Below are 12,011 nucleotides of genomic sequence, written 5' to 3'. Positions count from 1 at the left end.
ACCGTGGCGCTACGCACCCGCCCCCACCAGCGGTTCGTCTACCGCGAAACAACGATGCTGGTCACCAACCCGCTCGGGCTGGTGACCGGTGAGGGCGCCGAGGGCCTGTACGTCCACAACAGCCGGCTGCTGTCCCGGCTCACCTGGAGCGTCGACGGGCACCCCGTGCTGCCGTTCGCGGTCAGCGAGGTCGGCCACGACGCCCTGCTGGCCTACGCCGAAGCGCCCGACGCCGAGGCCGAGGCCCGGCACGGGACCGAGGTCTACCGCGAGGCCAGCGGCGTGCACCTCGAACTCGCGGCGTTCCTCGACGGCGGCCTGCGGCTGCGCGCCGACCTCGTCAACCACACCCACGCCGACCGGCCGCTGACCCTCGGACTACACCTCGCGGCGGACTTCACCGGCACCGCCGAAGCCGACGCCGGCAGCCCGCAACGCCTCGGCCGTACCGTCGTCGAATGGCAGCCACGGCGTCGGCAGGTGCGGCTGCGCCTCGACCATCCCCACCTGGGGCGAGCCGTGCGGGTGCGGGTGGAGACCGAGGCGGTCTGCGACTGGGACGGCGACGCCCTGCGGGTGTCGCTGTCGGTGCCCGGACGCGGTCGCCGCCGGGTCGAGATCACCGTGGCCGCGATCCTGGACGGCCACGAGTGCGCTCCCGGCCCCGGGCGGTTCACCATGGGCCCGCTGGCCGACGTCGTCGCCGAACGCCTCGGCGAGGAACCACCCGAGGTGCGCGTCAGCGACCCCGGTGTGCAGCGGACCTGGGACACCGCGATCGAGGATCTGGCCAGCCTGCCCCTCGGCCAGCCAGGCGGACCGTCGGCGCTGATCGCCGGCGTCCCGTTGTACGACCAGTTCTTCGGCCGCGACACGTTGACCACCGGATGGCAGGCCCTGCTCGCCCTGCGCGGCCCGCTGCGCGACGCGCTACGGGCCAACGCCGTACTCCAGGGCACCCGGATCGACGACTGGCGCGACGAGGAACCCGGCGCCATGATCCACCAAGCCGGTGACCCGCCCTCCTCCGCGCTCGGCGAGAACCCGTTCGACCGGTACTACGGCGACTACGCCACGCCGGTGGACTACGTGGCGATGCTGGGGCAGTACCACGCGTGGACCGGTGACACCGCCACGGCGCTGGAGCTGCTCCCCGCGGCCCGACGTGCCCTGACCTGGCTGGACCGTTACGGCGACCTCGACCGCGACGGGCTGCTCGAATACCGGCAACGCTCACCACGGGGGGTGCGCCACCAGGGCTGGAAGGACGCCCCCGACGCCATCGTCGACGCCGACGGTCGCCAACAGAAGGACCCGATCGTCACCTGCGAGCTGCAGGGCTACTGGTACGCCGCGCTGCGCAACATCATCTCCGTCCTCGTCGCCGCCGGCGACCGCGTCCAGGCCCGCCGGCTGCTGGCCCAGGCCGCCCGCCTGCGTCAGCGGGTCAACCAGCGTTTGTGGCTCGACGACCTCGACGTGTACGCCCTCGGGCTGGGCCCGGACGGCCAGCTGCTGCGGGTCGTGTCGAGCAATGCCGGGCACCTGCTGCTCACCGCCGTCGCCACCTCGGAGCAGGGGCAGCGGGTGGCGCGGCGGCTCATGCGACCCGACATGTTCTCCGGCTGGGGCATCCGCACCCTGAGCACCGACAACCCGGCCTACCACCCGTTCAGCTACCACCTCGGCAGCGTCTGGGCCGTCGAACAGGCGAGCATCGCCGCCGGCTTCAGCCGTTACGGCTGCTGGCCGCAACTGCACGACCTCGCCCGTGGTTTCTTCGACCTCGCCGAGTTGTTCACCGCCCACCGCGTGCCGGAGGCCGTCGGTGGGCTGGCCCGCGACGCCGAGCATCCACACCCGGGCGTCTACCCGCAGGCCAACGCCCCGCAGTCCTGGTCGGCCAGCGCGGTGGTCCTGATGATCCAGGCGATGCTCAGCCTGCGCCCGTTCGCCCCCGCCCACCTGCTGCTGCTCGACCCCCACCTGCCCGACTGGCTGCCCGACCTGCGCCTGCGGGGGCTTCGCGTGGGCGACGCCGTGGTCGACCTGCACGTCTGGCGGCAGCGGGACCGCACCCACTGGCGCCACCGGGTACGGCGGGGCCACCTGTTCGTGCGGCAGACCCCGTCCCTGCGCGACCCCCGCGCCCGCGTCGCCCAGGGTATGGAGCGGCTGCTGACCCGGTGACCAGCCGGACCGGTGCCCGCCCCGGTGACCGGGCCCTCGCGCCAGCAGCTCGTCGCCGGTACCGGCGTCTTGGGCCGATGCCGCGACCCGCACCCTGACGGGCACCTGCCACACTCCGACCCACACCGGTGATGATCATCACGATGGACGAACCCTACCCTCACCGGAGGGTAGGTTGGGCGCAGGTCGTCGAGGTGCGGCTACGGCCCTCGTGGTCTTCGCCCGGGCGATGGCGCCCGAAAGAGCGGTTCGGAGCCCTCCGGCCGGTCTTGATCTGCACGTCCAATGGTGCCGTGTCCCCGAGCGGGCACACGGCTTCGTGTGTGCGCCCGGCGCGCACGCCCTGAGCGGAAACGGCTGTATGTCTTCTGTGCTGTCCGCGGTCACTCGGCCGCGTCTGTCCCGCCCGTCCTGGCTGTCGCCGAAGGTGTTCCGCACCGAGGTGCTCGCCGGTCTGGTCGTCGCCCTGGCCCTGATTCCCGAGGCGATCAGCTTCTCGATCCTGGCCGGGGTGGACCCCCGCGTCGGGCTGTTCGCCTCGTTCACCATGGCCGTGGTGATCGCGATCTGCGGAGGCCGACCGGCGATGATCTCCGCCGCGACCGGCGCGATCGCTTTGGTCGTCGCGCCGCTGGCCAAGGAGCACGGGCTGGACTACCTCGTCGCGGCGGTGATCCTCGGCGGGGTCATCCAGGTGCTCCTCGCGGTGCTCGGGGTGGCGAAGCTGATGCGGTTCATCCCGCGCAGCGTGATGGTCGGCTTCGTCAACGCCCTGGCCATCCTGATCTTCGCCGCGCAGGTCCCCCACCTGCTCGGCGTGCCGTGGCTGGTCTACCCGCTCGCCGCCCTGGCCCTGGCGATCATGGTCGGACTCCCCCGGCTCACCAACGTCGTGCCGGCTCCCCTGGTGGCGATCGTCGTGCTGACCGTCATCACCGTCGCCGCCAGCGTGACCGTGCCCACCGTCGGCGACCAGGGGAAACTGCCCGACAGCCTGCCGACCCTCGGCCTGCCCCAGATCCCCTGGACCACGGACACCCTCATCCTCATCGCCCCCTACGCCCTCGGCATCGCGCTGGTCGGGCTGATGGAATCACTGATGACCGCCAAGCTCGTCGACGACATCACCGACACCCACTCCAGCAAGACCCGCGAGTCCTGGGGCCAGGGCGTGGCCAACATCGTCACCGGTTTCTTCGGCGGCATGGGCGGCTGCGCCATGATCGGCCAGACGATGATCAACGTGAAGGCATCCGGCGCCCGGACCCGCCTGTCGACCTTCCTGTCCGGCGTGTTCCTGCTGATCCTGGTCGTCAGTCTCGGTGACGTGGTCGCCACGATCCCGATGGCCGCCCTGGTCGCCGTGATGATCATCGTTGCGGTGTCGACGTTCGATTGGCACTCCGTCGCCCCCGCCACCCTCAGGCGGATGCCACTGGGCGAGACCCTCGTCATGGTCACCACCGTCGGCGCCGTGCTCGCCACCCACAACCTCGCCATCGGCGTCATCGCCGGCGTGCTCACCGCCATGGTGATCTTCGCCCGCCGGGTCGCGCACCTGGTGGAGGTCACCAGCGTGCTGGACCCCGACGGCGGCACCCGCATCTACTCCGTGCACGGCGAACTGTTCTTCGCCTCCAGCAACGACCTCGTCCACCAGTTCGACTACGCGAACGACCCGCAGCACGTGATCATCGACATGTCCCACGCCCACGTCTGGGACGCCTCGTCCGTCGCCGCACTCGACGCGATCACCACCAAGTACGCCGCGCGCGGCAAGACCGTCGAGATCGTCGAGTTGAACAAGCCCAGCGCCGCCATCCACGGCACCCTCGCCGGCACCCTCAGCGGCGGCCACTGATGTCAGACGCCGTGCGTGGCGCCGGGCCGCAGCACACCAGCGGACCGGCCGTCGGGCGACTCATGCAGATCGGCGAGGCCGCCGACCGGGTCGGCCTGAGCATCCGCACCATCCGCCACTACGAGGACGCCGGCCTGATCGTCCCGTCCGCGCGCAGCGACGGCGGATTCCGCCTCTACACCGAACCCGACCTCGACCGGCTCGCCGTCGTCAAACGGATGAAACCCCTCGGGTTCACCCTCGACGAGATGCGCGACCTGCTCGGCGTCCTCGACGCCCTACCCACCGCCGGCGACGGCGAACGGGCCGCCCTGCGCGACCGGCTCGGCATGTTCCACACCGACGCCACCGCCCGGGTGGACGCGCTACGCGAACAGCTCGCCACCGCCGAGGGCTTCGCCGACACCCTGCGGCACCACCTCCACCAGCACACCCGGGACGACCCGGCCTGACCGGATGGCCCCGGGCGTGCCGCAGGAGTCAGCTCAGGGCTTGCCGGCGGGGTCGGGTGGTGCGGCCGGCGGGACTACGGTCACCGACACGGTCGGGGTGTACCAGACCTGCCCGAAGCTGGTGATCCTGGCCAGGGCCCACCACGTTCCCCCGGGCCGGGCGCCGGCCGGTGCGCTCACCGTGAAGTCGAGCGTGCCGGTGCCTCCCGGGGGCAGCACGAACCCCTGGGTCCACGGGACCGTCGACAGCTCGTCGTCGGGTCCGCCCCAGGTGCCGTACGGGCTGAGCAGCTGGGCTTCGCCACGGACCGCACCGGCGGCGCCGTTGCGCAACCGCAGGGTGAGGCGCGCACCGGCCCCGGGCGCCACCGCCACCTCGGCCGGTTCGAGCACCGCGTCGATGTCGGCTGACGGCTCCCCCGCCGGGGCAGGGTTCTCGGACTCAGCGCCCACCGTGACGGTCAGGACATCCTCGAGGACCTGACCCAGCCCGTCACGGATCTGCGCGGCCAGAAAGTGCCGTCCGGGCGCGGCTCCGGGCGCGGTGACACGAAGATCGACGTGCTGGAACTCCCCGGCTTCCAGGGCGTACCGGTGCGGACCGGCCGGGGTGACCGCAAGGCCCGCGGGGACGTCGAGGTCGACCGACCCGGCCGCGGCGACAGTCGCGGAGCCCACGGTGACCCGGAGCGCGGCCGTCGCCCCGGGGCCCGGCAGCAGGGCCGTTGTGGGGTGCACGTGCACGCTGACGGGAAGATTGCCCACCGGCGCGGGCCCCTTGTTGTGCAACCAGTAGCGGGTGAACACGGGCTGGACCACCTCGGTGACCGGTTGGCCGTGCGCGGCCAGGTCCCGACGGGCCGACAGGGAACGCGCCGGCAGCGCCGCCAGGGTGACCACGTCGGTGGCGTCCAGGTCGACGGTCAGGTCGTCGCCGTCGGTGGCGACCGGCGGCTGCTCCGCCGACACCGCCGGGCCCTGTTCGACCACGTCGGTGACGGCCGGGGCGCACAGCCCGCCGTGCAGCCGGATCCGGGCCGGCACCGCAGTTCCGGACGACTCGTAGACGCGCAGGGTGACTCCGTTGGCGGGGTCGACGGCGCCGGGCTGGCCGGCGGCGACCGGGTTGCCGCGTGGCTTGAGCGCGGAGAGGATGACGGTGCCGGGCTCGACCGACCCCAGGCTTGCCACCCGGGGCAGCGGGCCGGGTGTCGCCGGCACGCTCTCGGCCCGCAGCCGGTGGTTCAGCTCCTGCGCGGCGCGCACGAAGCCGGCCCGCCGCCAGTCACCAGGGCCGGCGAGGAGGCTGTACCGGAAGGTGTGGCTCCAGTGTTGCAGGGCGAACCCGGCGTCGTCGGGTGTCCCCCGACGGGGTCCGTCGATCCAGACTCCGCTCGGCCAGCCGGTGCAGGCCCGCATCAGCGACAGGTAGAGCGTGCCGTCGTGGCGGGCCACATAGCTGGGCGTGCCGTGATTGACCAGCGCCACGGAGTAGTCGGTGAGCGGATCGTCGACGCCGGCCAGTTGGGCCGGTTGACGCACCTCGATCGTCGCGTCGTCGAGATCCTCGGCGAGGGAGCCGACGGCCCGGCCGAGATCGGCGGCGGCGACGATGAGCACCGGCAGGTCACGCGGGGCGCGCAGGTCCGCGCCAGGCACCCAGACCTGCGAGCGGGGGCGGGCAGCCGGGACGAACACCCGCCCGGTCGCGGCCAGCACGGCGCGGTAGGCGTCGCCGGCCGCGGTGAGGACGGCCTCGGCGAACGAGGTGTGCGCCCCGAGCACGATGCGCACGTCGGGCAGGTTCGAGTCGGCGTCGAGGGCCCCGTAACGCGGTCCGTCCGGGTAGGTGCGGCTGGCGGTGACGCCCTGCCGGGCCAGCGCGGTGAGCAGCCCACGTACCGGGCCGCTGTGCTCGGGGTCGTCGTCGGCGACGAGTTCGGCGACACCGATGGCGTGCTGGTGGACGCCGCCGTCAGCGTCGTGCAGCCGGATCCGGGCGGTCGAGGACAGACCGGCCCAGGTGTGTGCGGGATTGTCGAGGGTCCAGAGCTGCTGCGCGGTGTCGGCCTCGGGGAAGCCGAAGGGACGGCCGATGGCCGCGAACCCGACCTCCGCGACGGGCAGGGCGCCGGGCAGGGCGAGGTCGAAGCGGACACGGAGCAGCCGGTCCCGGCCGATGGACCCGTCGACGTGGGTGCGGAAGTCGATCCGGTCGGTGTCGTGCCAGAGGACGACCTCGCGGGTCACCCGCAGGTCGTCGAAGGCGCAGACGCTGACCAGCCGGCTGCCGGCCGCGCTGTGCTCGACCCGTACCTCCGCGGGGTCGCCGTCGAAGCCGCGACCCGGCCCGGTCGGCAGCAGGTGCCAGGGGCCTTCCCCGTGGTGGGGGTGCTCGGGGTACTCGTCCTGCACGACCAGCTCGCCGCCGAGCCCGTCCGGGCGCAGCAGCTCCCGTCCGGTGCGGCGGTCGAGGATCCGACAGAGGGCACCGCCTCGGCGCGGGTCGGCGTCGACCTCGAAGACGGCGTTGTTGATGGAGCGGGAGCCGGCTGTGGCCGTCCAGCCGGTGACCGGTCGTGCGGTCCCGGCGTCGGCCACGCGGAGCACCCGGTAGCCCAACGCCGGCACGTCGCGGGCCGGGATCGACAGATCGATCTCGGCGATGCCGCCGTCGTCGTGGCGGGTGACGCCCTCGGCCACCGCGGGCAGCGCTGTGCCGTCGTCGTCGCGGACGGCGACCCCGGACGGGCCGGGTGCGGGATAGCGCAGCCGGACCCGGGTGATCCCGCCCCGGGCCCAGGACAGCGAGTTGACCACCAGCAGGGCGCGGCCGTCGCCGGTGGTGTCCGCATGGTCCGCGAGCGCGGCGGCAGCACGGCGCCAGGCGGCGTCGGCCAGCTCGTGCGCCTCCCGCCAGCCGGCCAGCAGATCGAGGTAGACCTGGTCGGACTCGGTGCCGGTGACGGCGTCGTGGTGGGCGCCGTAGGCGAGCAGCCGCCAGGCCTTGTCCAGCGCCTCGCTCGGGTAGCGGTCGCCGAGCAGCATGGCCAGGGTGGCGAGGCGTTCGGCGTCCAGCAGCAGCGTCTCGGCGGCGCGTTGCGCCTGCTTGGTGTCGATGTAGGAGACGTCCTTGCCGGTGTAGACCGGGTTCATGTCCCGGGTCTGCGACGACACCGGCCGGCCGCCGGGACGGGGGCCACCGGCCAGTTCGGCGCGGACGGCGGCGAAGAAGTCGCGGGGCAGACCCATCCGGAACCGGGGCCACTGGTAGCGCCGTGGCCAGGCGCGGTGAATCTCGGTGCACCACCGGGACGGGATGTTGTGGTCATGGCCGACCGGGAGCAGCACGTTGCGGGTGGCGGCCACCTTGCGCAGTTCGCGGTACTGCGCGTACGCCTCGGCCATCGCCTCGTCGAGGGTCTCCTTGCGTTCCATGTCCCAGCCGGCCACGTAGTGGTTGGCCAGGTAGGCGGTGAGCAGTCCACGGCCGGTGGGCGACACCCACTCGAACTCGCTGGGGAACTGCATGCGGGTGATGTCGCCGGTGTGCCGCTTGGCCCCGACCTGGTGGAACGGGCCGCGCGCCCACACACTGGAGGTGAGGCCGGCGTCGGCCATCAGGCCCGGGAAGGACGGGTCGTGGCCGAACACGTCGAGCATCCAGGCGCTACGCGGGTCGCCACCCAGCACGTCTCGCTGGTAGCCGATGCCGTGGACGGTGTTGCGGATGGTCGACTCGGGGTGCGTCAGGTTGGTGTTCGGTTCGTTGTACATGCCGCCGACCAGCTCGATGCGGCCGTCGCGCAGCATCCGGCGCAGGTCCGCGCGGTCGTCGACGAAGACGTTCCAGTACGGCTGAAGGTAGTCGATCTCGGCCAGGACGAACCGGTAGTCGTCGTCGTGGCGGGCGGCGTCGAGGTGGGCACGGACCAGGTCGAAGGCGGTCCGGACGAACGGCGGTCGCAGCCGGTCGGCACCCGGCACGTCGGGCAACTGCTGCCAGAGTTCGGTGAATCCGCGCTGGGTGTTCCACCAGACCGGGTCGTAGTGGAAGTGCGAGACCATCCACACGGTCCAGCCGGTGGCGGCGGCACGCAGATCGCCGCCGGCGGTGACCCGCGCGGTCGCGGTCTCCGCCACCGCCGTGACCCGGTGCCGGGAGCCTTCCGGGGCCGGGGCGGCGACGTGCACGCCGACCTCGACCGTCACCGGTTCTCCGGGGGCCAGCGGTGGGGTGACGGCCGGTTCCGGGGTGCGCACGGTGGGCCCCTCGACGCGTACCCGGGCCGGTGGGCTCGGGCTGTCGGCGGTGAGGGTGACCCGGACCACCTGCCGTGGCGCGTCTTCGGGCCCGAGGAACAGGTCGGTGCCCTCGATCTGGCTGATTCGCATGTGCTGTCCTTCGTCGTCGCCGATCGCGGTCACCGGGTGGGCGGATGCGGCGGCGGGGTCCACCGGAAGGGCTCGGCGCGGGCCCACCCCACGCCGAGCTCGCGGTACAGCCGGCCGGTCGCCGCCGCCCGGCGGGTCAGCGCCGGCAGGTCGGCCAGGGACTCCTGCGCGACCGGCACCGGCGCCGGGCCGCGGTGGACCGCCTCGGCGACCTGGGTGAAGCCCAGGGTGTGCGCCAGCGGGACCAGCAGCGGGACGCCCGGGTCGGCGAGATGGTCGAGCAGGTTCTCCAGCAGTTCCGTCCGGGGGTACGTGTTCTCGCCGGCCGGGGTGCACAACCGGTCCTCGGTGTAGTGCAGCACGGCGGTGCCGGCGCTGCCGAACACCTCGATGACGGGCTCGACGGGTTGCTCCGCGCAGAGCGTGACGGCCATGGTGACGGGGGTGCCGAGGGCGGTGCGGACGCGGGCGCTGGCGGTGTCGTGGGCCTCGACGGCGCGGGTCCGGTAGGTGTCCAGTTCGACCTCGCCGATCGGCTGGTCGCCGCCGGAGCCGTCCAGCCGCAGCGCCAGGGCGACGCCGTGCGCGAACGGGTTGGTCAGGGCGCCGTCGTTGACCGGACGGCCGTGCAGCCACCGCCGGCCGGCCCACGCCGACCGTGACCAGTAGTCGTCGGCGCGCCACCACAGCCCGGTCACCCCGATGTGGCGCACCTGGCCCAGCACGCCGGCGCGGATCTGCCGGGCGAGTTCGCCGAAGGCGGCGGAGCCGAACGCCTGGAAACCGACCTGGCAGACCCGGCCGGTGTCGCGCTGGGCCGCGAGCAGCTGGGCGAAGCCGTCGAGGGTGGGCGCCGGTGGTTTCTCCAGCAGGACGTGCGCCCCGGCGCGCAGGGCCAGCAGCGCGAGGTCCACATGGGTGTGTACCGGTGTGGCGATCACGACCAGATCCGGTGCGACGGTGGCGATGAGCGCGGCCGCGTCGCGGTGGTGGACGGCGGCGCCGCACAGCGCGCGTTGCGCGGCGTCCAGCGGCTGCGGGTCGGCCACCCCGACCAGGCGCAGCCGCCCGGCCGCGTGCAGGCGCGCCAGGCGGTCCAGGTGACCGCGGCCGTAGCCGTGCGCGCCGACCAGCACGACGGTGGGCTGGTCGGCGCGTCCGGGTGTCATCACCATTTTCCGAAGGCCGTCGCGGGTCAGCCGCGCCGCACGCGGACGAGCAGGGCGTTGCGGGTGTAGACCGGCTCGGCGCGGTATCCGGGGGTGCGCACCGTGATGGTGTCGAAGCGGCCCACCACCCGGCGGGCGCGCAGCACCGGGACGAGGTGCGCGCCGGCCTCCACGGTCAGCTCCAGGGTGCTGCCCCGGCCGATCTCGGCCGTTCCGGCGACGGTCAGCGCCGCCCGCCCACCCTGGCAGCCCGCAACGGCGAGAACCCCGCCGCGCTGGCGGTAGCCGCCGTGCAGCACGGTGGCCTGGGCCAGCCGCAGCGTTGCCGCGCGGACCTCGACGTCGCCGGCGCCGAGAGCGCCCGGCGAGCCGGCGGCCAGGGCGCCGCCCAGCACCCGGACGCCACCCCGGAAGCGGTTCTTGCCGGTCAGGCCGAGGGTGCCGGTGCCGCGCAGGGTGAGCCCGCCCGGGCCGCCGATGTCGTTGCGCCAGGTGTCGGCCGCGTGGAAACCGCCCCGCGCCGCGTCGAGGGTGACCTCGACGTCGTCCTCGAACGCGCCGTAGCCGTCGGCCGCGGCGAACAGGTTGAGCCGGCCCCACTGCTCGGGCCCGTCGAGCAGCGCGTAGCCGGCCGGCAGCGCGGTGGTCCGCAGCACCGCCCGCCGCTGCTCGGCGGACAGGTAGGGCTGGCGGGTCTCGAGCAGGACCTCCGCGCCCTTGGGGACGGTCAGCGGCTCGTCGCGGCCCTGCCGGGGCAGGATGTAGGTCAGCTTCGGGGTCACCAGCCGCTCGTTCGCCGCCCGGTCGGCGTACGGGTCGACGATGCTGTCGGCGCGGTGCGCGTACGCGAGGAGGGTGTCGGCGGTGGTGCCGGTCCGCTCCCGCAGGTACGCGGCGGCCTGTTCCCGGGCGGTCGCCTTGAGCTCGGCGTTGGCCGGGTCGTTGAGGGCCGCGGCGGCCAGCGCGGTGGCCAGGACCCGCCCGCCCACGACGTCCACCGGCGAGTGCATCCCGGCGGTGATCCGGGTGTCGGACAGGTCGAACGCGCAGGTGACGAGCTCCTGGAAGCGTTCCGGTACGGCGTAGGCGAACGCGAGCGCGGCAAGGTGCAGGGCGTTGGTGTGCCCGCTGGGGAAACCGCCGTCGTCGGCCGGGGTACGGCTGCGCTGGCGCAGCAGCTGCGCCGCCACGGTGACGTCGGTGCGGTAGACCGGGTAGCCGAGGTCGTCGACCGCGCCGGTGTCGATGACCTCGCTGTCCTCGGTCATCCGCCAGGGGCGCGGATACTGCACGGCGAACTTGCTGGGGTTGCTCGAGGCGAACGGGCCGCGCACGGTGTTCACCAGCGTGACGACCGCGCCCAGCGCCGAGGTGGGCGAGCCGGCGCCGATCGCGGCGCCGGGCGGCGCGTCCGGCGGCACCGCGTCGCTGATCGTGGTCGCCGGGGTGCCGGTCGGCGCCTCGGTGATGCTGGTGACCGCCAGCGCCCCGGCCCTGTACACGTCGGCGAGCACACCGAGACCGGCGATCACCGCGTAGCTCTGGTGCTGGCGGTCGCAGATGAACGCCCGGGCGGCCTGCGCCTCGGTGCGGGCGGCGGTCACGGCCGCGCAGTAGCGCATGTTGGCCCGCAGCACCTCGGGCGCCACCGGCACGCCGGTGTCCCAGGTGGCGCCGGTCTGCCACAGCCGCTGCACGCCCGAGAGGATGCGCACGGCGGCGTTGGTGTCGGCGGTGAGGTTGGCGGTGGTGTTGCTCCGGTAGTCGTCGACGAACGCCTTCGCCGCGTCGGCCACCGCGGGATCGGCGAGCCAGGACAGGACCGCCGGCCCGCCGAGCAGTCCGGCGGACAGGGCGGCGGTGTGGCGCAGCAGGCTCCGGCGGCTCACCGGGTGGGGGCGGGGCGCGATGACGGGCTCGGGCATCAGCTGATCACTCCAGTGG

The 12,011-nt window shown here is 73.6% G+C and carries 6 protein-coding genes; 3 read left to right on the top strand and 3 right to left on the bottom strand.

Annotated features, from left to right (window positions below; translation table 11 throughout):
* The first annotated feature begins 3 nt into the window (after positions 1 to 3).
* From E1193_RS02745 to E1193_RS02735, 3 genes are all read left to right on the top strand, one after another.
* Complete coding sequence (locus tag E1193_RS02745) at positions 4 to 2,190, top strand: glycogen debranching N-terminal domain-containing protein (RefSeq protein WP_132179886.1); 2,187 nt, start codon at positions 4 to 6, stop codon at positions 2,188 to 2,190.
* A 361-nt stretch (positions 2,191 to 2,551) separates the two neighbouring features.
* Positions 2,552 to 4,051 carry a SulP family inorganic anion transporter gene (locus tag E1193_RS02740; RefSeq protein WP_132179884.1) on the top strand — a complete coding sequence of 500 codons (1,500 nt, stop codon included), beginning with the start codon at positions 2,552 to 2,554 and terminating at the stop codon, positions 4,049 to 4,051.
* A complete protein-coding gene (locus E1193_RS02735; RefSeq protein ID WP_132179882.1) occupies positions 4,051 to 4,503 on the top strand; it encodes a MerR family transcriptional regulator in 453 nt (150 codons plus the stop codon). The genes E1193_RS02740 and E1193_RS02735 overlap by 1 nt, the downstream gene beginning before the upstream one ends.
* 33 nt (positions 4,504 to 4,536) lie before the next feature.
* Here E1193_RS02735 and E1193_RS02730 read toward each other — a convergent pair whose 3' ends face one another.
* The 3 genes from E1193_RS02730 to E1193_RS02720 are packed head-to-tail and all read right to left on the bottom strand — an operon-like array spanning position 4,537 to position 11,992.
* Positions 4,537 to 8,898, bottom strand: a complete 4,362-nt coding sequence (locus E1193_RS02730) for a glycoside hydrolase family 38 C-terminal domain-containing protein (RefSeq protein ID WP_132179880.1) — start codon at positions 8,896 to 8,898, stop codon at positions 4,537 to 4,539.
* Between the two features lie 29 nt (positions 8,899 to 8,927).
* Positions 8,928 to 10,067, bottom strand: coding sequence for a Gfo/Idh/MocA family oxidoreductase (locus tag E1193_RS02725; RefSeq protein ID WP_165945610.1), 1,140 nt, complete (start codon positions 10,065 to 10,067; stop codon positions 8,928 to 8,930).
* Between the two features lie 26 nt (positions 10,068 to 10,093).
* Positions 10,094 to 11,992: a phosphatase PAP2 family protein gene (locus tag E1193_RS02720; protein WP_132179876.1), complete on the bottom strand. Its 1,899-nt coding sequence runs from the start codon at positions 11,990 to 11,992 to the stop codon at positions 10,094 to 10,096.
* Positions 11,993 to 12,011 lie beyond the last annotated feature (19 nt).

This window comes from Micromonospora sp. KC606 (genome assembly GCF_004348675.1).
In the GTDB taxonomy this organism is placed as follows: Bacteria; Actinomycetota; Actinomycetes; order Mycobacteriales; family Micromonosporaceae; genus Micromonospora.
The sequence above is the reverse complement of the archived record's forward strand: the minus strand, read 5'-3'. Positions and strand labels throughout refer to the sequence as shown.

Excerpts from the sequence above, each read along its gene's own strand:
- E1193_RS02720 (WP_132179876.1), bottom strand. The coding sequence starts at position 11,992 with ATGCCCGAGCCCGTCATCGCGCCCCGCCCCCACCCGGTGAGCCGCCGG.
- E1193_RS02730 (WP_132179880.1), bottom strand. The coding sequence starts at position 8,898 with ATGCGAATCAGCCAGATCGAGGGCACCGACCTGTTCCTCGGGCCCGAA.
- E1193_RS02725 (WP_165945610.1), bottom strand. The coding sequence starts at position 10,067 with ATGACACCCGGACGCGCCGACCAGCCCACCGTCGTGCTGGTCGGCGCG.
- E1193_RS02740 (WP_132179884.1), top strand. The coding sequence starts at position 2,552 with ATGTCTTCTGTGCTGTCCGCGGTCACTCGGCCGCGTCTGTCCCGCCCG.
- E1193_RS02735 (WP_132179882.1), top strand. The coding sequence starts at position 4,051 with ATGTCAGACGCCGTGCGTGGCGCCGGGCCGCAGCACACCAGCGGACCG.